Below are 20,292 nucleotides of genomic sequence, written 5' to 3'. Positions count from 1 at the left end.
CGTGTGTCGGACTGGGATCGCTGGTTGAGAAGAGGTGCGGTGGAACGGGACCCCGACGACGATCCGGCAGTTCCCGCTTCCGCCCGCGACGGGCTGGTCCTTGGGGCGCACTGGGGTTTTCTCGCGTTCTTCCTGGGTGTCGGCGGCTATCACCTCATCACTTTGGTGATGACGGCCGCGTTGTCCGGGCACTTCGGTCAGTTCGACCCGCTGGAGCTCAAGACCCTCGGGCCGTTGCTGTTGCTGGCTTTTCTGCCGAACCTCTTTCTCGGGCTGGGCCCGGTTGTCGGGTCGAAGCTGTGGGGACTGGGGCTGCGGGCCGACTTCGGGTTGCTGCCTACGCTGCGGGATCTGAAGATCGGGCTGGCTTGCGGTGGGTTCGCGTTGCTGGCGGGGTATCTGCTGAATCTGGTGCTGCTGGCGGTTTATGGCGCTGATGGGATGGCTGATAACCCGCTGACCGAGTTGTCGACTGATCTGAGTGACAACGTGGTGTGGCTGGTGCTGGCGGCGATCGTTGTGGTGATCGGGGCGCCGCTGACCGAGGAACTGTTGATTCGCGGGACGTTGTGGAGCGGGTTGGAGCATTACCGGGTACCCACTTGGGTGATTCTTGTTCTCACTTCTGTCGTCTTCGCGCTCCTGCACGGAGAGCCGACTCGGACGATCGCGTTGTTCGGGCAGGGGCTGGCGATCGGGGCCGCCCGGTACTTCACCGGGCGGGTGAGTGCGAGCGTTGTGGCCCATGCCGCGAACAACCTTCCCCCTGCTCTGCTGCTGTTCTCCGTGCACTGAGGTGGTTCGTGAAGGCGCGGCTTGGGTGGGTGGCTCGTGAGTGGCTACGAGTGTTCTAACCCTCGTAGCCACTCACGAGGGGTGCTGGGTCGGGAGGCACGGCCGGTGGTGGTCGGCCTCAGGTTTGTGCGGCTCAAAGCTGGTGGCTGGGTCCTGAGGTGCGGCTAGAAGCCTGTGTTTATTGGCAGGCGCGCCATCAGGTTTGCGTGACCAGGGCGTGGCATGGGCAGGTACGGCAAGACTGGCCGGGGGCGCCCTGCTCCCGCAAACCTGGCCTTCGGCGAGCGCGCGCGGTGAAGACTTCCGGCCGTGGCCGGCCGTAAGTCGTGGTGACCGGCTTTTACGGACTAAGGGCCCGCGTGGCTGGGTTTTGGGGGCGTGTGTCATTTGACGCTGACGGCGGCTACGGAGCGAGATAGTCTCGTCACTGTCCCTTGGACCCAATCGGAGGATCGGCGTGACCGAAGCAAAGCCGTGGGAGCCGATCCCCGACGTGGAACCAGGTCCGTTGGACGAGCTCGAGGTGGTGCCGGAAGCTCGTCGTCCGCCGCCGCATCGGTGGGGGTTTGGGGCCTTCCTGCTTGTCGAGGTCGTGTTGCTGGCGTCGGCCGCGTTTGTCAGCGTGCTGCTGGGTGACACGCCCGCGGGGCAGCCGATTCCGGTTCGGGACGTGCTCATCGGGACGATCGCCCCGATGGTGATCGCGGCCACCGTGGCTTTGTTGATCACCTCGATCCGCGGTAACGGGCCGTTCGTGGACCTGCAGCTCGAGTGGCGTTGGGAAGACGTTCGGACCGGGCTGAAGTTCGGCGTGCTCGGCCTTGTCTGCACGACGGTCGGCGCGTATGTGTGGACGCAGGCGGTGGGGGACGACAAGGCCAACTCGGCGATCAGCGCACTGGTCGAGGACCAGAAGATGTCGGTGTCCGCGGCCATCGTGATGTTCCTCTACCTGTGGCTCCTCGGCCCGATCTGCGAGGAGATCATCTACCGCGGCCTGCTCTGGGGCGCGGTAGAGCGGCTGAACTGGGGCAACGAACGCGTCGGGCGCCTCGCGGCGTTCCTGCTGTCGACAGCGGTGTTCGCGGCGAGCCACCTGGAGCCGCTCCGCACGATCCTGCTGATCGTGATCGCGGTGCCGATCGGGCTGGCGCGGCTGTTCACCGGACGTCTGCTCGGCAGCGTGGTGGCACACCAGATGAACAACTTCCTCCCGGCCGTCGCGATCCTCCTCACCGCACTCGGCGTCGCCACCATCTAGGTCGGTGGCAACGCGCCGACCCCGGTCTGGCAGAATGCTCGCTTGACTGCGTCGGCCGGACCCTCTCACCGCGCCGAAGCTACTAACTTGACCTCTGGACGCCTGCCTTCCGATGCCCCACTCGGTTCGCGCGCGTCCGATCCTGCACCGAGAGAACTGAGGAGTACCCACACCCGTGGCCGTCAAGATCAAGCTCCAGCGCCTTGGCAAGATCCGTGCGCCGTACTACCGGATCATCGTTGCCGACGCGCGCACCCGTCGGGATGGCAAGGCCATCGAGACGATCGGCAAGTACCACCCGAAGGAAGACCCGAGCTTCATCGAGGTCGACACCGACCGGGCGCAGCACTGGCTGAAGGTCGGCGCACAGCCCACCGAGCCGGTCCAGCGTCTGCTCGAGATCACCGGTGACTGGCAGAAGTTCAAGGGCCTGCCGGGTCAGGAAGGCACGCTCCGCGTCGCCGAGCCGAAGCCGTCCAAGCAGGACCTGTTCAACGCCGCTCTCGCCGCCGCCGGTGACGAGTCTTCGACCTCGGCCACCACGCCGAAGAAGAAGTCCGCCCCCAAGAAGGCCGACGCTGACAAGGCGGAGGTCAAGGCCGAGGGCGAGAAGGCCGAGGCGTGAGCTTTCTCGCCGACTCCCTTGAGCACCTCGTTCGCGGAATCGTCGACAACCCGGACGAGGTGAGGGTGGAGCTGTTGACCACCCGTCGCGGCCGGACCCTCGAGGTGCACGTGCACCCCGACGATCTCGGCAAGGTGATCGGTCGTGGTGGTCGCACCGCGACAGCCCTTCGTACCGTCATGGGCGGCATCGGTGGCCGTGGCGTCCGCGTGGACGTCGTCGACACCGACCGCTGATCGGGCAAGAGGCGAAAAAGAACATGGATGTCGTAGTAGGCCGCGTCGCCAAGGCGCACGGGATCACCGGCGAACTCGCCGTGGATATCCGTACCGATTCACCGGACGAACGGTTCGCCGTCGGTTCGGTACTGGCGACAAGGCTGCGCGACGGCAGTACCAGGGAACTCACCATCGCAGCCGCCCGCATGCACAGCGGGCGGCTGCTGGTGCGTTTCGGTGAGGTGCTGACCCGGGACGTGGCCGAAACCCTGCGTGGCGCGCTGCTCGTCGCGGACACCGCGACCCTGCCGCCGACAGGGGACCCTGAAGAGTTCTACGACCACGAGCTCGAGGGCCTCCGTGCCGAGCTCGCCGACGGCACCGTCGTCGGCAATGTCCTCGAAGTGCTGCATTCGCCCGGCGGGGAACTGCTCGCGGTGAAGCGGGACAAGCAGACGCTGCTGATCCCGTTCGTGCACGCCATCGTCCCCGTGGTCGACATCGCGGGCGGACGGGTCGTGCTCGATCCGCCGGAAGGCCTGCTGGACGTCGAATAAGCTGGACGTCGAAGAAGGCTTGCGTTGATTCAAGAATGGTGAAACCCGCTTTGCGCATCGACGTCGTCACGATCTTCCCCGAGTACCTCGACCCCCTGCGGGCCGCGCTGCTCGGCCGCGCCATCGAGCGCGGGCTGATCCAGGTGGGCGTGCACGACCTGCGGAACTGGACGCACGACGTCCACCGCGCCGTGGACGACGCGCCGTACGGCGGCGGTCCCGGCATGGTGATGAAACCGCAGATCTGGGGCCCCGCGCTCGACGAGGTCTGCGGTGAGGGCACCCGGCTCGTCGTGCCGACGCCCGCCGGGCGCCCGTTCACCCAGGCGATGGCCCACGAGTACGCCGCCGAAGAGCACCTGGTGTTCGCCTGCGGCCGGTACGAGGGCATCGACCAGCGGGTCATCGACGACGCCGCCCGCCGCATGCCGGTGGACGAGGTGTCCATCGGCGACTACGTGCTCGTCGGCGGTGAGGCCGCGGTGCTGGTGATGGTCGAGGCCGTCGTCCGGCTCCTGCCCGGAGTGCTGGGCAACCCGGTCTCCGCCGAGCAGGATTCGTTCTCCGACGGCCTGCTCGAAGGCCCCAGCTACACCCGCCCCGAGGTCTGGCGCGAGCTGGCCGTGCCCGACGTCCTGCGCTCCGGAAACCACGCGCTGGTGAACCGCTGGCGTCGTGACCAGGCGCTCGAGCGCACCGTGAAGCGCCGGCCGGAACTCATCGACCAGCTGCCCGACGGCAGCCTGAACTCCCATGATCTCGGTCTCCTCGACAGGTTGCGTGAGCAGCCTGCGGAGGGGGCGGGCTGAGGCGCCGGCCCCACGTCTGTAATACTTGACCGGTTGGCGCGTGAACACCTGTGTTTGTGTGCCCGCCATCAGAGCCCCCCGGGTCAGTCGCAGTCATTTAGTTGCGCGCCCGGATGTACGTAAGCCACACGAATTGACGAGGACGGACCACCGATGAACACCCTCGACGCGCTGGATGCGCAGTCACTGCGTTCCGACATCCCGGACTTCCGCCCGGGCGACACGCTGAAGGTTCACGTCCGCGTCATCGAGGGCAACCGCGAGCGTAACCAGGTTTTCCAGGGCGTCGTCATCCGTCGCCAGGGCGGCGGGGTCCGCGAGACCTTCACCGTCCGCAAGGTCTCCTTCGGCGTGGGCGTCGAGCGCACCTTCCCGGTGCACTCGCCGAACCTCTCCGAGGTCGAGGTCTACAAGCGCGGTGACGTGCGACGCGCCAAGCTGTACTACCTGCGCGACCTTCGCGGCAAGAAGGCGAAGATCAAGGAGCGCCGCGAAAACCGCGAGACCACCTCTGTTTCCTGATCAGCAGAACGGTTACCGGTAGCCTGGCGACGTGGTCGAACCTGTGCCCTTGAACGCCGCTGAGAACGATCCAGACCGTCCGGAAGACGAGGGCTCCAAGCCGTCCGATTCCGGCGGTCGTGGTTCTCACCGGCGCGGCAAAGCAAGCAAGAAGCGGTCGTTCTGGAAAGAACTGCCGATCCTGATCGTCGTGGCACTCGTGCTGACGATCCTGATCCAGCAGTTCGTCGCGAAGGTCTACATGATCCCCTCGGGGTCCATGGAGGCCACGCTCCACGGCTGCACCGGCTGCACCGGGGACCGCATCCTGGTCGACCGCATCACGTACGACTTCACCGAACCGAGCCCTGGCGACGTAGTCGTCTTCAAGGGTCCGGAGGCGTGGACGCAGAACGAGATCCTGGCCGAAGAGCCGAGCAACGTCTTCGTGAAGGCGTGGCGCGGTTTCGGTTCGCTGATCGGCTTCGCCCCGCCGGACGAGCGTGACTTCGTCAAGCGCGTCATCGCCACTCCTGGTCAGACAGTGCAGTGCTGTGATACCCAGAACAGGGTGGTCGTGGACGGCAAGGCATTGGATGAGCCCTATGTGCACTGGGAAGAAGGCCAGGCCCCGCGGCAGGCCGACTTCGCGCCGGTGCGCGTGCCCGAGGGCAAGCTGTGGGTGATGGGTGACAACCGGAACAACTCCAGCGACTCCCGTTTCCAGGGCACCGGCGGCGACACGGGCACCATCCCGATCGCCAACGTGATCGGGAAGGCCCGGATCATCGTGCTCCCGCCGGGACGCTGGGGTGGCGTGACCGATCACAACCCCCAGCAGAACGCGCAGCCCGCGGTGCTCAGCGCGCCGGGCTGGCAGCAGGGCGTTCCGCTCGGTGTCGGTGTGGCGGCCGCGTGGCCCATGCTCTTTTTCGGCCGCAAGCTCGGCGCGGGTTTGCGCAAGGCGGCCAAGCGAAAGCGTTAGTGCGTTGACTGTCGGTGTCATCTCCCAGCCGTCGACCCCGATCCGGCCGCCTCGCGCGGTCGTCCGGGGCGACGGTTTTTGGGGTCTTCAGGCCGGATTGGAACGTCGTGGGCTCGGCCCCGTCGCCGGCGTCGACGAAGCGGGCCGTGGTGCCTGCGCGGGCCCGCTCGTGGTCGCCGCGTGCGTCCTGCGCACGGGTGACGCGGCGCGGCTGACCGAGCTCACGGATTCCAAACTGCTGACGGCGCTGGCCAGGGACAGGGTCTTCGATCGTGTGCTCGCGCGGGCGCTGGACCACTCGGTCGTGATCATCCCGGCCGACGAGGTCGATGCGCTCGGCATCCACGTCATGAACATCGAAGGCATGCGCCGCGCTGTCGCCGGTCTCAAGTCCAATCCGGGTTATGTGCTCACCGACGGGTTCAAAGTGCCCGGCCTGCCGGCCCCGAGCCTGCCGGTGATCAAGGGCGACCGGGCCGTCGCGTGCGTGGCGGCGGCGTCCGTGCTGGCGAAGGTGACCAGGGACAGGATCATGGCCGGACTGCATTTCGAGCATCCGGATTATGGCTTCGACGTGCACAAGGGTTACAGCACGGCCGAGCACAGCGCCGCGTTGAACGCCCACGGTCCGAGCAAGGTGCACCGCTGGTCGTTCGCGAACGTCGCCAACGCGGCGGCCGCGCACGGGCACCTGCCGCCGCATCGCGTGGTACTGAGCGCGGCCGCGCTGGCAGCGCCATCGGAGGCGAGGAGCGCGCCGGTGTGTGCTGTGGAGGGCAGTGTGCGTAAGAATGGTCACTTCGCCGCTGGAGCACCGTCTAAATCGCGAGGAGGGGCGCGCATTTCATGAGCGCAGAGGATCTCGAGAAGTACGAGACCGAGATGGAGCTGTCGTTGTACCGGGAGTACCGGGACATCGTCAGCCAGTTCTCGTACGTAGTGGAGACCGAGCGGCGGTTCTACCTTGCCAACGCCGTCGACGTGCAGGTACGTGACGGCGGCGGTGAGGTGTACTTCGAGGTGCGGATGTCCGACGCCTGGGTCTGGGACATGTACCGCCCGGCCCGGTTCGTGAAGCACGTCCGGGTCATCACCTTCAAGGACGTCAACGTCGAGGAACTCGACAAGCCCGATCTCCGGCTGCCCGAAGACGGCCCCTTCGGCAGCTGACCACGCGGCATCAAGGGACCTTTACTACCGCCAGGCGGTAGTAAAGGTCCCTTGATGTTGTTCTGGGCGTATCACCGGCCCGTTCGTGGGTGCCGGTTCGGCGGCCGGACCCCCGAGTTATCCACAGCAGGCGAGTTGTCCACAGGTTGCCGAGAGGGCACTGGCGCTGATTCGGTCACGCTGGCAGCGTTGACCGAACACGCACTGTGATGAGCAACTGGGGGTAGCGATGACGGGAACTCTGGCGAAGCCTGCCCGCCGCAAGGCGGAGGCCAGACATCTCACGCTCGGCCGGTGGGGCGAGGACCTGGCCGCGAGGTATCTGGAGGACCTGGGGCTGATCGTGCTGACCCGGAACTGGCGATGCCGCGAAGGGGAGCTGGATCTGGTCGCCACCGACCGCCACATGCTGATCGTCTGCGAGGTCAAGACCCGCTCCGGGGACAGGTTCGGCCTCCCCGAGGAGGCGGTCACCGAGGAGAAGACGGAGCGCATCCGGCGCCTGACCACCCAATGGCTGCGCGCCTTCAAGGTCGGCTGGTGCCCGATCCGGTTCGACGTCGTCTCGATCCTGGCGCCGGCGGGGGAACAGCCCCGTCTCACGCATCTTCAAGGCGCGTTCTGATGGCGATAGCGAAGGCCTGGTCGGTCGCGTTGCTCGGGATCGACGGCCGGGTGATCGAGATCGAGGCCGATATCGGCGGTGGGCTGCCCAGGGTGACGCTGGTCGGGCTGCCGGACGCCGGTCTGCGGGAAGCCAAGGACAGGGTGCGCTCGGCGGTCCGCAACTCCGGGCAGTCGTGGCCGGAGGGCAAGGTGACGCTCGGCCTTTCCCCGGCCAACCTGCCCAAGGTGGGCTCGGGCTATGACCTGGGCATAGCGGCCGCGGTACTGGCGGCCGACGGCAAGGTTCCGGCCACGAAGCTGATCGGCACCGTGCTGCTCGGCGAGCTGGCGCTCGATGGCCGGATCCGCACGATTCGCGGCGTGCTGCCCGGGTTGCTCGCCGCGCGGAAGGCGGGGATCAGGCGGGCGGTGGTGCCGGTCGAATCGCTGTTCGAGGCCGCGCTCGTCGACGGAGTGGAAGCAGTCGGCGCCTCGCGGCTGACCGACGTCATGGCCTGGCTCAAAGGCGAGAGCACGTTGACGGAGCCGGAGCCGCCAGGTCCGTCCGAACCGCCGTCGGTACCGGATCTGGCCGACGTCATCGGCCAGCCGGAGGCGCGCTGGGCACTGGAGGTCGCGGCCGCCGGCGGGCATCACCTGTTGCTGACCGGGCCGCCAGGCGTCGGGAAGACGATGCTCGCGAAGCGGCTTCCAGGTCTGTTGCCGCCGCTGTCGCCTGAGGAATCCCTCCAGGTCACCGCCGTCCATTCGGTCGACGGCTCGCTGTCGGTGTCCTCGCCGCTGGTGACGGTGCCGCCGTTCGTCGCGCCACACCATTCGATCTCGGTCGCCGCGCTGATCGGCGGTGGCAGCGGCATCGCGGTTCCCGGCGCGATCAGCAAAGCCCATCGGGGAATCCTGTTCCTCGACGAAGCCTGCGAGTTCGGCGCACAGCGCCTGGAGTCGCTGCGGACGGTGCTGGAGGATGGCGAAGTCCGGATAGCGCGCACCCGCGGTGCGGTCAGCTATCCGGCCCGGTTCCAGCTCGTGCTGGCGACAAACCCTTGTCCCTGCGCTCCTCCCAAAGAGGCGGACTGCATTTGTTCGGCGGCCGCCCGGCGCCGATATCTCGGCAGACTGTCCGGACCGCTGCTGGACAGGGTCGATCTGAGAGCCACACTCCGGCCGCTGACGGCCATGCGGGCGCACGCGGACGGGGATCAGGAGTCGACGCAGGCAGTGCGAGAGCGAGTACTGCTGGCGCGAAGACGGGCGGCCGACAGATGGGCCGAGCGAGGCTGGCAATCGAACGCGGAAGTGCCCGGACCGGTGCTGCGCAAGGATTTCGCGTTGCCGGGAAACGTCACCGAGCTGCTCGACAAGGGGCTGGATCGCGGAGTTCTCACCGCCCGTGGCGCGGATCGGTGCCTGAGGATCTCCTGGACGCTGGCCGATCTCGCGAACCGCGACCAGCCGGACGCCGATCATGTGGCCGCGGCGCTCGAGTTCCGGGATAGGAAAGCGGCATGACGGCCACCGACGAGCAGCGGCTGGCCCGGGCCTACCTGGTCCGGGTGGCCGAACCTCCGGCCCCGGCATTGGTCGCCTTCGTCCACCGGCACGGCCCCGTCGTGGCCGCGGAGCTCGTTCGCGCCGGGGAATGCCCGGGACGGGTCGGGGACGAGACGGCCGCGCGGCGTGAGCTCGACCTGGCGGAGCGGGACCTCGCCGAGGCGGATGGGCTGGGCGCCCGGCTGGTGATCCCCGAGGACGACGAATGGCCGGAGTGGACCCTGCAGGCCCTGCGGATCGCCGGTGACCGTGGCGTTCGTGAGGCGGCGCTACCGCTGGCGTTGTGGATCCGCGGCGAGCGGCGGCTGGACGAAGCGGCGACGGGTGCGGTGGCGATCGTCGGCGCGCGGGCGGCGACGGGCTATGGCGAGCACACCGCGGCCGAGTTCGGGTTCGGGCTGGGTTCCCGGGACGTCCCGGTGTTCTCCGGCGCCGCATACGGGATCGATGGCGCGGCTCATCGGGGCGCGCTCGCTTCGGAGGGTTTCACGGCGGCGGTGCTGGGCTGTGGCCTCGACGCCGGCTACCCGGCCGGGCACGTGACGCTGTTGAACAGGATCGCCGAGCGGGGCCTGGTGATCAGCGAGTACCCGCCGGGCACACCGCCCGGCCGGCATCGGTTCCTCGTTCGGAACCGGCTGATAGCCGCGCTGACGGAAGGCACCGTGGTCGTCGAGGCGGGCCTTCGCAGCGGAGCCCGCAACACGGCGGGCACCGCCGGGACTCTCGGGAAGGTGGTGATGGCCGTTCCGGGACCGATCGGCTCGGCGGCGTCGATGGGCTGTCACGACCTGATCAGGGAGCATCACGCGACGTTGGTGACGTCGGTGGCGGACATCGTCGAGACGGTCGGCGAATTCGGTGCGGAGCGGTCAGAACCGAGCAGACCTCGTCGCCGGACCGACGGGCTGGAGCCGCAGGCGATGCGGGTACACGAGGCGCTGAGCGCCAGATCCGGCAAAGCGGCCGAGCGGCTCGCCGCCGAGTCCGGCGTTCCGCTCGGCCGGGTTCGGGCCGTACTGCCGGAACTTGAGATGAGCGGGCTCGTGGAGCGTTGTGATGCCGGTTGGCGGCGGGCGGGATGAGACCCTTGACCGGCGGAAAGCCGCTGATCAGGGGAAACGTCGAAGCGCAGGGTAATCGTGTACCCGAAAAGGAGGTGTTCAGGGAAGCAAGTTGCCATCAGCACTGTGCACCCGGATCGTACTTTCGGTGTGGCGATGCTTGATTATCGGCTGCCGTTCGCGCAGCGTGATGACCATGTCGTCAGTGAGTGCGCGCCGCCGGGTCGACCTGAAGCGCACCAGGACCGAATTACCGAGCTCCTCGGCGGAGCTCGTGAGCGACTACGAGCGCCACCTCCGCCTGGAACGCGGCCTGTCCGAGCACACCGTCCGGGCGTACATCGGCGATGTCGTCTCGCTCCTGGGGCACCTCCACGGCCTGTCCGGGGGCGAGCCCGATTCTGACCCCTCCGAGGGAGAACGGGCAACGGAGCGAGCGGGTGAACTAGGGGATCTGGATGTCGGTCTCCTGAGAGGCTGGCTCGCCCACCAACGTGCGTCCGGTTCGAGCAGGACGACGTTGTCCCGGCGCGCGGCTTCGGTCCGCACCTTCACCGCGTGGGCGCAGCGGCGCGGAACGCTCGAGACGGACCCGGGGGCCCGGCTGGTGGCCCCGCGGCCCCACCGCAAGCTCCCTGGCGTGCTGCGGCCCGACCAGGCGGGCGCGCTGATGCTCGCGTCGAGCGCGGGCGCCGCCGAACGCGATCCGGTCGCGCTGCGTGACCATGCGGTGCTCGAACTCCTCTACGCCACGGGCGTGCGGGTGTCCGAATTGTGCGGTCTGGATGTCGGGGACATCGACTTCTCACGACGCGTGCTGCGCGTGCTGGGGAAGGGCGGCAAGGAACGGACGGTCCCGTTCGGCGTTCCGGCTGACAAAGCCGTCCGCGAATGGCTCGACGGCGGCCGCGGGAAGCTCATCGAGGCGGCAGCTGCGGAAACAGCCGCGTCGGCGCTATTCGTGGGAATCCGCGGACGGCGGCTCGATCCGCGGACAGTACGCCGGATGGTGCACGACGCGGTGGGTTCAGTACCCGGCGCAGTGGACATGGGGCCCCACGGATTACGCCATTCGGCGGCAACACACCTCCTCGAAGGTGGCGCGGACCTTCGCAGCGTTCAGGAACTGCTTGGTCACGCTACGCTCGCCACGACGCAGCTCTACACTCACGTGACCGTCGAGCGGCTGAAGGCGATCCATGACCGAGCACACCCCCGAGCCAGATGATGTCGGGGCACAAGCGGCCGGTCCGGGATCCCCGACGGCGCGAGAGAATTCGTACAAGCCCGGAGAAAGTTCTGATCCCCACGCTGAGAACGGCGGTCCGATGACCGCCGAGACTCATCTGAGCGAAGCCGTCGAACACGCCAAGCCGCGTTCGGACGGCGATGGCGTGGCAGCCGCGGAACCCGCGCGTGGCGGTGGTCACGACGTCGACTCCGGCATCCAGCTGCTGTGGAAACAGTTCGCCGAGGCCCCTGAGCAGCTACTTCGCGATCGGCTGGTGCTGCACTACGCCCCGCTGGTGAAGTACGTCGCCGGGCGAGTGGGCACCGGCTTGCCGACGCATGTCGACGTCGGTGACCTCGTGCAGTCGGGGATCTTCGGGCTGGTCGATGCCATCGAGAAGTTCGAGCCCGCCCGCGGGCTGAGGTTCGAGACTTACGCCATGCTGCGGATCCGTGGCGCGATTCTGGACGATCTGCGGTCTCAGGACTGGGTGCCCCGGGTCGTGCGGAGCCGGGCTCGGGAGGCTGAGCGTGCGCTGGAGCGGTTGGGGGCCCGGCTGCATCGGACGCCCACCGACGCTGAGCTGGCCAGCGAGCTGGGGATTACCCATGACGATCTTCGGGATCTGTACAGCCAGTTGCAGCTGACGAGCGTTGTCGCGCTTGAAGATCTGGTGGCCGCGGGGAAGGACAGCGGGTCGCTTGTCGACACGTTGCCTGACGACGGGGCGGTGGATCCGGTCGCGGTGCTGGTGGATCAGGACAATCGGCGGCAGTTGGCGGAGGCGATCGCGCAGTTGGCTGAGCGGGATCGCGTTGTGGTGACTCTGTATTACTTCGAGAGCTTGACGTTGGCTGAGATCGGGAAGGTTCTCGGGGTTACGGAATCCCGGGTCAGTCAGTTGCATACGCGGGCCGTTATGCGGCTGCGGGCGAAGCTGGTCGAGCAGAGTATTTAGTTTCACTCGATGGAGTGGAGTGAACCCTTCGCCATCTGTCGACATATGGCGGGTTTGTTGTGGTGGGGCTCTGGCTTGTACGGCTCAAAACTGGTGGTTGGGTCGTGAGGCACGGTTAGAAGCCTGTGTTTATTGGCAGGCGCGCCATCGAGTTTGCGTGACCAGGGCGTGGCATTTCGAGGTCGGTCACGACCGGTTCGGGGGCGCCCTGCTCCCGCAAACTCGGCCTTCGGCGAGCGCGCGCGGTGAAGACTCCCGCCCGTTGGGCGGACGTGAGTCGCCCTGGCTGAGTCTCAAGATCAAAAACCCGCGTGGCTGGGTTCGGGAGGTGGGGACCGTTTGGCTGGGTCTAAAGATCGGTGGGTGGGTCGGTCCAGGGTTTTAGGCGGATTTGGGTGTCGTGGGTGACGAGGGTCAGCGGGTTCAGGTATTCGTCGCCGCGGCGGACGCCCCAGTGGAGACAGGCGGGGGCGGGGCAGTCGGGGTGGCCTGGGACGACGGTGCCGATTTGCTGACCGGAGTGGACTTGGGTGCCGGTGGTGACAGTGGGGGTCACGGGTTCGTAGGTGGTTCTCAGGTCGCCGTCGTGGTCGATGGTGACTACGCCTCGGCCGGCGAGGGTGGCGGCGAAGGTGACTACGCCGTGGGCTGCGGCCAGGACTGGCTGGGCTGGGGTGGCGGCCAGGTCGATGCCTCGGTGGCCGGGGCCGTAGGGCGTGGTGGGGAGTTGGAATGCGCGGGTTACCTGGGGAGTTGGACTCAGAGGCCAGGTGAAGCGGTTGTCGTCTTGCGGGCCGGCGGGGGCTGTCAGGGTCAGGGCGCAGGTGAGCAGGGCGCTAAGGAAGGTCATGCACTCAGCGTCGCGGGCCTTCACGGTGTGTGGGGAGCGATCGCCGAATCTGTGGATAACTTCGACGGATGTGGACAACTTGCCTGATTGGCCGTTGCCGGTGCGGAAGGTGTCGGCAACACGGAGTAGACTCTTTTGCGCAGTCCGTGTAGTGGCGGACTGACTTCGCGTGCAGTGCACGTTCCCGGCTTTCCGACCCGTCTTTCGATGGTCGGCGACCGGGGCACGAACGGCGCTCGGCGGTCCCGGCGGTGACACACCGGCGGGTCCGGGCACCGGCACCGCACCAGGGCTTCCGGTCACCGGCCGGTAGCGACAAAACCGCACTGCCCGTCCGAGTTTCTCGCCCGGCGGGCACAGAGTAGAAGAGGTGCGATCCGGCTATGGCCGTCGTAACCATGAAGCAGCTGCTTGACAGCGGCGTGCACTTCGGGCACCAGACCCGTCGTTGGAACCCCAAGATGAAGCGCTACATCTTCACCGAGCGCAACGGCATCTACATCATCGACCTTCAGCAGACGCTGACGTACATCGACCGCGCGTACGAGTTCATCAAGGAAACCGTCGCGCACGGTGGCACGATCATGTTCGTCGGCACGAAGAAGCAGGCTCAGGAAGCCATCGCCTCCGAGGCGCTCCGCGTGGGCATGCCCTACGTGAACCAGCGCTGGCTCGGCGGCATGCTGACCAACTTCCAGACCGTGCACAAGCGGTTGCTGCGCCTCAAGGAGCTCGAGTCGCAGGAGCAGACCGGCGGTTTCGTCGGCCTCACCAAGCGCGAGATCCTGACGCTCACCCGCGAGAAGGACAAGCTCGAGAAGACCCTCGGTGGTATCCGGGACATGGCCAAGGTGCCCTCGATCGTGTGGATCGTCGACACGAAGAAGGAGCACATCGCCGTCGGCGAGGCTCGCAAGCTGAACATCCCGGTCGTCGCGATCCTGGACACCAACTGCGACCCCGACGAGGTCGATTACCCGATTCCGGGTAACGACGACGCCATCCGGTCGGCCGCGCTGCTGACCAAGGTCGTCGCCGAGGCCGCCGCCGCCGGTCTGCTGCAGCGTTCCAACCGTAACGGTGCCGCTGCCGCCGATGGTGCCGAGAAGCCGGACGTGGCCGTCGCCGCGGACGAGCCGCTGGCCGAGTGGGAGAAGGAGCTGCTCGTCGGCTCCGACACCGCCGCCGCGGACGCCGCCGAGGCCACCAAAGCCGTCGAGGCAGCCACCGAAGAAGCACCGGCCGAGCAGGCCACCGCTTCCAGCTGATCACCTTCCCGCGCGGCCGGTCCATCCCCGGCCGGTCGCGCGGGTCTGTGTCACCTCTCCAAAGTCACCCCAAACTGATTCCGCCGTACCACGAATACACAGGACGGAAAACGCACGATGGCGAATTACACCGCCGCAGATGTGAAGCGCCTACGCGAGTTGACCGGCGCCGGCATGATGAACTGCAAGAAGGCGCTCGAGGAGAACGACGGCGACTTCGACAAGGCCGTTGAGTTCCTGCGCATCAAGGGCGCCAAGGACGTCGGCAAGCGCGCCGAGCGCGCGACGTCCGAGGGTCTCGTCGCCGGTGACGGTGGCGTGCTCATCGAGCTCGACTCCGAGACCGACTTCGTCGCCAAGAACGCCGACTTCCAGGCGCTCGCCGCGAAGATCGTCGAGGCCGCCAAGGCCACGAAGACCGACGACGTCGAGAAGCTGAAGGCCGCCGACCTCGATGGCAAGAGCGTCAACGACGCCGTCCTCGAGCTCGCCGCCCGTATCGGCGAGAAGCTCGAGCTGCGCCGCGTCGTGGCTTTCGAGGGCAAGACCGAGACCTACCTGCACCGTCGTGGCGCGGACCTCCCGCCCGCCGTCGGCGTGCTCATCGAGTACACCGGTGACAGCGCGGAAGCCGCCCGCAGCGCCGCCATGCAGGTCGCCGCGCTCAAGGCGAAGTACCTCACCCGCGAAGAGGTCCCGGCCGAGATCGTCGAGAACGAGCGACGCATCGCCGAGTCGACCGCGCGTGAAGAGGGCAAGCCCGAGCAGGCCATGTCGAAGATCATCGAAGGCAAGGTCACCGCTTACTACAAGGACAACGTGCTGCTCGAGCAGCCGTCGGTCAAGGACAACAAGAAGACTGTCAAGGCTCTGCTCGACGAGGCTGGTGTGACCGTGACCCGGTTCGCCCGCTTCGAGGTCGGCAAGGCTTAAGCAAGCAGGCAGTCATGACTGTGCCCCGTCTCCGCGCGCCGGGGACGGGGCACAGTCAGGTAGACGGCAGCACAATCAGGTAGACGGCACAGCTAGGTCCACAGCTCGTAGAGAGGCGGAGGCGACAATGGGTGACCGGGTAGCCGGCGGATATCGGCGGGTTCTGCTCAAGCTGGGCGGAGAGATGTTCGGCGGTGGTTCGGTAGGGGTGGACCCGGATGTCGTGCACTCGGTCGCGCAGCAGATCGCCGACGTCGCCAGGACCGGTGTCCAGATCGCCGTGGTGATCGGTGGCGGCAACTACTTCCGCGGCGCGGAGCTGTCGCTGCGCGGCATGGACCGGGACCGCGCGGACTACATGGCGATGCTCGGCACCGTGATGAACTGCTTGGCGCTGCAGGACTTCCTCGAGAAGGAAGGCCTGCCGACCCGCGTCCAGAGCGCGATCACGATGGGCCAGGTCGCCGAGCCGTACATCCCGCGGCGCGCCGAGCGGCATCTCGAAAAGGGCCGCGTGGTCATCTTCGCCGCGGGCGTCGGCATGCCGTACTTCTCGACGGACACCGCCGCCGCGCAGCGGGCGCTCGAACTGAGCTGCGACGCGGTGCTCATGGCCAAGGGCGTGGACGGCGTGTACACCGCCGACCCGAAGTCCGACCCGACGGCCAAGATGTTCCACGAGATCACCCACCGCGAGGTGCTGGAGCGCGACCTCAAGGTCGCCGACGCGACAGCGTTCAGCCTCTGCATGGACAACAAGATGCCGATCATCGTCTTCAACCTGCTGACCGAGGGGAACATCGCCCGCGCGGTCAGTGGTGAGAGGATCGGCACACTGGTCGCCACCCCCGCTGACGGGGCATCGGCCTAGACCTGCTGGGATCTGTACACCTCGACAACATCACCGACAACGGGAGCAGCCGTGATCGACGAGACCCTTCTCGACGCCGAGGAGAAGATGGAAAAAGCGGTGGCCGTGGCGAAGGACGACCTGTCGTCCATTCGCACGGGCCGGGCCACACCTTCGATGTTCTCCCGCATCACGGTCGAGGCCTACGGCGCGCAGACCCCGTTGAACCAGATCGCCGGGGTGAACATCCCGGAAGCCCGCATGGTGATCATCAAGCCGTACGACGCCAGCCAGCTCACCGCGATCGAGAACGCCATCCGCGTCTCCGACCTCGGCCTGAACCCGAGCAACGACGGCAACATCATCCGGATCGTCGTGCCGCAGCTCACCGAGGAGCGGCGCAAGGAGATGGTGAAGGTCGCCAAGGGCAAGGGTGAGGACGCCCGCGTCACCATCCGCAGCATCCGGCGCAAGGCCAAGGAAGCGCTCGACCGCATCCAGAAGGACGGCGACGCCGGCGAGGACGACGTCGTCCGCGCGGAGAAGGAATTGCAGAACCTCACCGATAGCTATTCGCACCAGGTCGATGAACTCGTGAAACACAAGGAAGCCGAGTTGCTCGAGGTCTGATGGCACAGGTGAGCGAGGAGCGCGAAGAACGCGAGGCGGCGATGCTGCCAGAGCCGGCGGCTGTGCCTGAACCGGCTGAACCGGCGAAACCGGCGGAGAAGACACCCAAGGCCGGCCGGAACCTGCCGGCCGCCATCGGTGTCGGCCTGCTGCTGGGCGCCGCCGTCGTGGCGTCCTTGCTCACCGTGCGGTATCTGTTCATCGCGATCATCGCCGCGGCGATCGCGGTCGGCACGTTCGAACTCGCCGGGGTTCTGAAGCGCGCCGCGAACATCCGGATCGCGATGGTCCCGGTGCTCGTCGGCGGCCAGGCGATGATCTGGCTGGCGTGGCCGTTCGGCCGGGAGGGCGCGCTCACCGCGTTCATCATCACCGTGCTGGTGTGCTTCCTGTGGCGCCTGCCCAGTGGCGCGGACGGCTACCTCCGCGACATCAGCGCATCGGTTTTCGCGTGCGCGTATTTGCCGTTGTCCGCGGCTTTCGCGGCGATGCTGGTGCCACCGGAAGACGGCGTCGGCCGGGTGCTGGCGTTCATGATCGGGGTCGTCGCTTCGGACACCGGTGGGTACATCGCCGGTGTGCTGGGCGGGAAACACCCGATGGCGCCCAGCATCAGCCCGAAGAAGACGTGGGAAGGCTTCGCCGGTTCGATGGTGGCCGGTGTGGTCGCCGGCGCGCTGACCTTGACTCTTCTGCTCGACGGTCAGGCGTGGCAGGGCATGCTGTTCGGCGCGGCCATCGTGCTGGTGGCGACGCTGGGCGACCTGGTCGAGTCGCTGATCAAGCGCGATCTCGGCGTCAAGGACATGGGCACGATGCTGCCAGGGCACGGCGGGCTCATGGACAGGCTCGACTCGTTGTTGCCGTCCGCTGTGGTGTCCTGGCTGCTGCTCTCGGCGTTTATCCCCGCCTAGCGCGAAAATCAGTCGTCGTACGGGTCGTCCACTTCGGCGCGGCCCGTGCTGACGGCCCGCGAGTGGTCGATCACGGCGAACACCGCGCCGTCGGGGTCGGCGAGGATCGCCATCCGGCCGAAAGGCGTGTCGTAGGGCTGGATCACGACGTTGCCGCCGAGCATGATCGCCTGGCCCGCGGTCGCGTCGGTGCCCCTGGCCGGGTCGACCTCGAAGTAGATCATCCAGTGCGGCGGCGTTTGCGGCGAGTACTCCGAGCCCATCACGTACCGGTATAGCACCGGGACGTGATCGAGGTGCCAGGCCGCGTAGTCGACCGTGACCCCGTCGCCGATCTGCTGGCTCACGTAGTTGAAAAGCTTGCCGTAGAAGTAGTCCGCGCCTTCGCCGTCGTGCGTGTTCAGGTCGGCGCCGCTGAAGGTGTCAGGGACGCCGCTGCCGAAGTCCCAGGTCGCGGACGGTTCCCAGAAGACGACGGGCGCGCCCGTCGGGTCGATCGCGTGCAGAATGCTGCCGCGGCCGGGGATTTCGACCGGGCCGAGCGTCACCCGCCCGCCGAGGCTTTCCACCCATTCCGCGGCACTGGCCGTCTGCTGCACGGAGAGATGCACCGTCCAGCCGCGCGGGCTGTTCGCCGCGGCGCGGTACATGCCGCCGACCGGGACGCCGCCGAGTGAAGCTATGGAATAGCGTCCGGTAGGTGTAGCGGGATCGCGGCGAACCTCGTAGTTCCAGCCGAAAAGACTTCCGTAGAAGTTCTGGAGCACCGCCTCATCCGTGCCCGCGAGCTCGATCCAGCACGGGATTCCGGACGGGACAACGGGTTGTACAGCTGGAGAGCTGAGTGACATCCTGATCTCCCTCGCGGATCGTTGTGTGATTCTACTGGTATGTCGGAAGATTTCCGTCGTATCTTTGATGATCGCGGTAACAAGCACAGCCGGAACACGCGGTCTGGGCGTGACGTTGGAGTGGCTGTGCGCTGGTTTTCCCGGATGGACTCGACATCTCCGCGTAAAGCGGACATTTTTCCGAGCCCGAACATCTGGTATCACCAAGAGGTTTACGAGATCGAGAACCGCGCGCAGGACGTCGACGGCGTGATCTGGGACGAGCTCGCGTCGGCGTACGACTGGTCCGGTCGTGACGTCGTGGATGTGGGCTGTGGCGACGGATTCCACTTGCCACGCTTCGCCGGGACCGCGCGTTCGGTGCTCGGCGTCGAGCCGCACGCGCCGCTCGCGGAAAGCGCTCGGCGTCGCGTCGGCGCGTTCGCGAACGTCAGCGTCCGCGCGGGATCGGCGCAACGGCTTCCGGTGCCGGATGCCAGTGTCGACCTGATCCACGCGCGGACGGCGTACTTCTTCGGACCGGGTTGTGAACCCGGGTTGCGTGAGGCGGACCGGGCACTGCGGCCGGGCGGCGCGCTGATCATCGTCGACCTCGATGTGCGCAGCGAGCCCTACGGCGGCTGGATGCGGGCGGACCTGCCGCATTACGACCCAGAGGGTGTCGACAGGTTCTTCGCCGGTGCCGGTTTCACTTGCCGGCGCGTGGAAACGCGCTGGCGGTTCGACGACCGCGCGGCGCTGGCGTCAGTGCTGAAGATCGAGTTCAGCGCGAAGGTGGCCGAGCGGGCTATCGCGGAAGTGGTGCGGGACAACGAAATGCTGTCCCGATTCGGAGACGGCGACGGAGTGACGCTACCGGTGGGCTATCGGGTACACACCCGATTCAAGCCCACCGGTCTCGTCCTTCCTCATTCGGCTTCCTCGGCCGACTCTTCCGGCTCCGCTTCGCCGAGGATCCCGTAGATCGCTCGCCGTGCTTCGTTGAGCACCTCGACGGCCCGCGCCTTCTGGCCAGGGCTGCCGGCCTGCGAAACCTGGATCGCCGCGGCGATCAGGGTCCCGCCCGCCTTGCGCAGGTTGACCTCGTTGGGGTCGACGTCGTGCGCGATGTGTTCCCAGGGAGGGACGCTGTCCTGCCCCGCGGCGGCCGCGCGGCCCTCTTCGGTGAGCTCGAACAGGCGCTTGCCGCCGTCTTCGCGGCTGGTCACCAGGCCTTCGTCGGCGAGCAGTTGCAGCGTCGGGTAGATCGAGCCGGGGCTCGGGGTCCAGAAACCGCGACTGCGCTCGCTGATCTCACCGATGATCTCGTAGCCGTGCCGGGGTTGCTCGGCGAGCAAAGCCAGGATCGCCGCGCGGACATCACCGCGTGAACGCCGCCTGCCGCCGTGACCGCCGGGCCCATGACCGCGTCCGCGGCCGCCGGGGCCTCCTCGTCCGCCAGGGCCGCCGGGGCCCCAGCCAGGGGGGAACTCGCCGAAGCCGCCGCGGGCCCAAGGGCCGAATGCTTCTCGGATATGTGGGGGTGGAAATGGCCTTCTCATGTTTTTCCTCTCAACGAACTGTTCTGACACACTCACGATATATCGCTAACGGTCGTTTGGCAACCTCGGGTCGGTTCACGACTAGGCTGGACGTACGGAAAAG

24 protein-coding genes are annotated in these 20,292 nt (G+C 67.2%); 21 read left to right on the top strand and 3 right to left on the bottom strand.

Annotated elements, in window-relative coordinates; translation table 11 throughout:
* Positions 1-39 precede the first annotated feature (39 nt).
* The 15 genes from VGP60_RS15910 to VGP60_RS15840 all read left to right on the top strand — a co-directional run bounded on the left by VGP60_RS15910 (position 40) and on the right by VGP60_RS15840 (position 12,352).
* Positions 40-795: a CPBP family intramembrane glutamic endopeptidase gene (locus tag VGP60_RS15910; RefSeq protein WP_327548774.1), complete on the top strand. Its 756-nt coding sequence runs from the start codon at positions 40-42 to the stop codon at positions 793-795.
* Positions 796-1,252: 457 nt separating this feature from the next.
* Positions 1,253-2,056: a CPBP family intramembrane glutamic endopeptidase gene (locus VGP60_RS15905; protein WP_414640359.1), complete on the top strand. Its 804-nt coding sequence runs from the start codon at positions 1,253-1,255 to the stop codon at positions 2,054-2,056.
* A 175-nt stretch (positions 2,057-2,231) separates the two neighbouring features.
* Complete coding sequence (gene rpsP, locus VGP60_RS15900; protein ID WP_327548773.1) at positions 2,232-2,681, top strand: 30S ribosomal protein S16; 450 nt, start codon at positions 2,232-2,234, stop codon at positions 2,679-2,681.
* On the top strand, positions 2,678-2,917 hold the full coding sequence (locus VGP60_RS15895) for an RNA-binding protein (RefSeq protein ID WP_003103110.1): 240 nt from the start codon (positions 2,678-2,680) through the stop codon (positions 2,915-2,917). Before rpsP ends, VGP60_RS15895 begins: the two co-directional genes overlap by 4 nt.
* Before the next feature lie 23 nt (positions 2,918-2,940).
* Positions 2,941-3,456 (top strand): ribosome maturation factor RimM, encoded by a 516-nt coding sequence (gene rimM, locus VGP60_RS15890; RefSeq protein WP_327548772.1) that lies wholly within the window; start codon positions 2,941-2,943, stop codon positions 3,454-3,456.
* Positions 3,457-3,506: 50 nt separating this feature from the next.
* Entirely contained in the window at positions 3,507-4,265 is a 759-nt protein-coding gene (trmD, locus tag VGP60_RS15885) for a tRNA (guanosine(37)-N1)-methyltransferase TrmD (protein WP_327548791.1), read from the top strand.
* Between the two features lie 153 nt (positions 4,266-4,418).
* Positions 4,419-4,787 carry a 50S ribosomal protein L19 gene (gene rplS / locus VGP60_RS15880; RefSeq protein ID WP_327548771.1) on the top strand — a complete coding sequence of 123 codons (369 nt, stop codon included), beginning with the start codon at positions 4,419-4,421 and terminating at the stop codon, positions 4,785-4,787.
* Between the two features lie 31 nt (positions 4,788-4,818).
* Positions 4,819-5,751 carry a signal peptidase I gene (gene lepB / locus VGP60_RS15875; protein WP_327548770.1) on the top strand — a complete coding sequence of 311 codons (933 nt, stop codon included), beginning with the start codon at positions 4,819-4,821 and terminating at the stop codon, positions 5,749-5,751.
* A 4-nt stretch (positions 5,752-5,755) separates the two neighbouring features.
* Positions 5,756-6,601 carry a ribonuclease HII gene (locus VGP60_RS15870; RefSeq protein WP_327548769.1) on the top strand — a complete coding sequence of 282 codons (846 nt, stop codon included), beginning with the start codon at positions 5,756-5,758 and terminating at the stop codon, positions 6,599-6,601.
* The gene (locus VGP60_RS15865) at positions 6,598-6,921 is read left to right on the top strand and encodes a DUF2469 domain-containing protein (RefSeq protein WP_327548768.1); all 324 of its coding nucleotides are present in this window, start codon (positions 6,598-6,600) and stop codon (positions 6,919-6,921) included. The genes VGP60_RS15870 and VGP60_RS15865 overlap by 4 nt, the downstream gene beginning before the upstream one ends.
* Before the next feature lie 229 nt (positions 6,922-7,150).
* Complete coding sequence (locus VGP60_RS15860) at positions 7,151-7,546, top strand: YraN family protein (RefSeq protein ID WP_327548767.1); 396 nt, start codon at positions 7,151-7,153, stop codon at positions 7,544-7,546.
* Positions 7,546-9,057, top strand: coding sequence for a YifB family Mg chelatase-like AAA ATPase (locus VGP60_RS15855; protein ID WP_327548766.1), 1,512 nt, complete (start codon positions 7,546-7,548; stop codon positions 9,055-9,057). The genes VGP60_RS15860 and VGP60_RS15855 overlap by 1 nt, the downstream gene beginning before the upstream one ends.
* Positions 9,054-10,184, top strand: coding sequence for a DNA-processing protein DprA (gene dprA, locus VGP60_RS15850; protein ID WP_327548765.1), 1,131 nt, complete (start codon positions 9,054-9,056; stop codon positions 10,182-10,184). Before VGP60_RS15855 ends, dprA begins: the two co-directional genes overlap by 4 nt.
* A 175-nt stretch (positions 10,185-10,359) precedes the next feature.
* The gene (locus tag VGP60_RS15845; protein WP_327548764.1) at positions 10,360-11,391 is read left to right on the top strand and encodes a tyrosine recombinase XerC; all 1,032 of its coding nucleotides are present in this window, start codon (positions 10,360-10,362) and stop codon (positions 11,389-11,391) included.
* A 100-nt stretch (positions 11,392-11,491) separates the two neighbouring features.
* Positions 11,492-12,352: a FliA/WhiG family RNA polymerase sigma factor gene (locus VGP60_RS15840; RefSeq protein WP_327548763.1), complete on the top strand. Its 861-nt coding sequence runs from the start codon at positions 11,492-11,494 to the stop codon at positions 12,350-12,352.
* A gap of 349 nt (positions 12,353-12,701) precedes the next feature.
* Here VGP60_RS15840 and VGP60_RS15835 read toward each other — a convergent pair whose 3' ends face one another.
* Positions 12,702-13,202: a M23 family metallopeptidase gene (locus VGP60_RS15835; protein WP_327548762.1), complete on the bottom strand. Its 501-nt coding sequence runs from the start codon at positions 13,200-13,202 to the stop codon at positions 12,702-12,704.
* A 383-nt stretch (positions 13,203-13,585) separates the two neighbouring features.
* On the opposite strand from VGP60_RS15835, the gene rpsB reads away from it, so the two are divergent.
* The 5 genes from rpsB to VGP60_RS15810 all read left to right on the top strand — a co-directional run bounded on the left by rpsB (position 13,586) and on the right by VGP60_RS15810 (position 17,797).
* Entirely contained in the window at positions 13,586-14,470 is an 885-nt protein-coding gene (gene rpsB / locus VGP60_RS15830) for a 30S ribosomal protein S2 (RefSeq protein ID WP_327548761.1), read from the top strand.
* A 117-nt stretch (positions 14,471-14,587) separates the two neighbouring features.
* Complete coding sequence (tsf, locus tag VGP60_RS15825) at positions 14,588-15,403, top strand: translation elongation factor Ts (RefSeq protein WP_327548760.1); 816 nt, start codon at positions 14,588-14,590, stop codon at positions 15,401-15,403.
* 127 nt (positions 15,404-15,530) lie between these two features.
* Complete coding sequence (gene pyrH / locus VGP60_RS15820) at positions 15,531-16,274, top strand: UMP kinase (protein WP_327548759.1); 744 nt, start codon at positions 15,531-15,533, stop codon at positions 16,272-16,274.
* A gap of 51 nt (positions 16,275-16,325) precedes the next feature.
* Complete coding sequence (frr, locus tag VGP60_RS15815) at positions 16,326-16,883, top strand: ribosome recycling factor (protein WP_327548758.1); 558 nt, start codon at positions 16,326-16,328, stop codon at positions 16,881-16,883.
* Positions 16,883-17,797, top strand: a complete 915-nt coding sequence (locus VGP60_RS15810) for a phosphatidate cytidylyltransferase (RefSeq protein WP_327548757.1) — start codon at positions 16,883-16,885, stop codon at positions 17,795-17,797. The genes frr and VGP60_RS15810 overlap by 1 nt, the downstream gene beginning before the upstream one ends.
* An 8-nt stretch (positions 17,798-17,805) precedes the next feature.
* Here VGP60_RS15810 and VGP60_RS15805 read toward each other — a convergent pair whose 3' ends face one another.
* Positions 17,806-18,648 carry a VOC family protein gene (locus VGP60_RS15805; protein ID WP_327548756.1) on the bottom strand — a complete coding sequence of 281 codons (843 nt, stop codon included), beginning with the start codon at positions 18,646-18,648 and terminating at the stop codon, positions 17,806-17,808.
* Positions 18,649-18,774: 126 nt separating this feature from the next.
* Between VGP60_RS15805 and VGP60_RS15800 the strand changes: the two genes are divergently transcribed.
* On the top strand, positions 18,775-19,611 hold the full coding sequence (locus VGP60_RS15800; protein ID WP_414640358.1) for a class I SAM-dependent methyltransferase: 837 nt from the start codon (positions 18,775-18,777) through the stop codon (positions 19,609-19,611).
* Here the strand turns inward: VGP60_RS15800 and VGP60_RS15795 are convergent.
* Positions 19,557-20,189 (bottom strand): PadR family transcriptional regulator, encoded by a 633-nt coding sequence (locus VGP60_RS15795; protein WP_327548754.1) that lies wholly within the window; start codon positions 20,187-20,189, stop codon positions 19,557-19,559. The two genes, VGP60_RS15800 and VGP60_RS15795, sit on opposite strands and share 55 nt — an antisense overlap.
* Between the last annotated feature and the right edge of the window lie 103 nt (positions 20,190-20,292).

The sequence above is a fragment of the Amycolatopsis sp. genome, from assembly GCF_036008905.1.
GTDB lineage: Bacteria > Actinomycetota > Actinomycetes > Mycobacteriales > Pseudonocardiaceae > Amycolatopsis.
The sequence above is the reverse complement of the archived record's forward strand: the minus strand, read 5'-3'. Positions and strand labels throughout refer to the sequence as shown.

Excerpts from the sequence above, each read along its gene's own strand:
- rimM (WP_327548772.1), top strand. The coding sequence starts at position 2,941 with ATGGATGTCGTAGTAGGCCGCGTCGCCAAGGCGCACGGGATCACCGGC.
- rplS (WP_327548771.1), top strand. The coding sequence starts at position 4,419 with ATGAACACCCTCGACGCGCTGGATGCGCAGTCACTGCGTTCCGACATC.
- VGP60_RS15865 (WP_327548768.1), top strand. The coding sequence starts at position 6,598 with ATGAGCGCAGAGGATCTCGAGAAGTACGAGACCGAGATGGAGCTGTCG.
- VGP60_RS15860 (WP_327548767.1), top strand. The coding sequence starts at position 7,151 with ATGACGGGAACTCTGGCGAAGCCTGCCCGCCGCAAGGCGGAGGCCAGA.
- VGP60_RS15855 (WP_327548766.1), top strand. The coding sequence starts at position 7,546 with ATGGCGATAGCGAAGGCCTGGTCGGTCGCGTTGCTCGGGATCGACGGC.
- dprA (WP_327548765.1), top strand. The coding sequence starts at position 9,054 with ATGACGGCCACCGACGAGCAGCGGCTGGCCCGGGCCTACCTGGTCCGG.
- VGP60_RS15845 (WP_327548764.1), top strand. The coding sequence starts at position 10,360 with ATGTCGTCAGTGAGTGCGCGCCGCCGGGTCGACCTGAAGCGCACCAGG.
- VGP60_RS15840 (WP_327548763.1), top strand. The coding sequence starts at position 11,492 with ATGACCGCCGAGACTCATCTGAGCGAAGCCGTCGAACACGCCAAGCCG.
- VGP60_RS15835 (WP_327548762.1), bottom strand. The coding sequence starts at position 13,202 with ATGACCTTCCTTAGCGCCCTGCTCACCTGCGCCCTGACCCTGACAGCC.
- rpsB (WP_327548761.1), top strand. The coding sequence starts at position 13,586 with ATGGCCGTCGTAACCATGAAGCAGCTGCTTGACAGCGGCGTGCACTTC.
- tsf (WP_327548760.1), top strand. The coding sequence starts at position 14,588 with ATGGCGAATTACACCGCCGCAGATGTGAAGCGCCTACGCGAGTTGACC.
- pyrH (WP_327548759.1), top strand. The coding sequence starts at position 15,531 with ATGGGTGACCGGGTAGCCGGCGGATATCGGCGGGTTCTGCTCAAGCTG.
- VGP60_RS15810 (WP_327548757.1), top strand. The coding sequence starts at position 16,883 with ATGGCACAGGTGAGCGAGGAGCGCGAAGAACGCGAGGCGGCGATGCTG.
- VGP60_RS15805 (WP_327548756.1), bottom strand. The coding sequence starts at position 18,648 with ATGTCACTCAGCTCTCCAGCTGTACAACCCGTTGTCCCGTCCGGAATC.
- VGP60_RS15795 (WP_327548754.1), bottom strand. The coding sequence starts at position 20,189 with ATGAGAAGGCCATTTCCACCCCCACATATCCGAGAAGCATTCGGCCCT.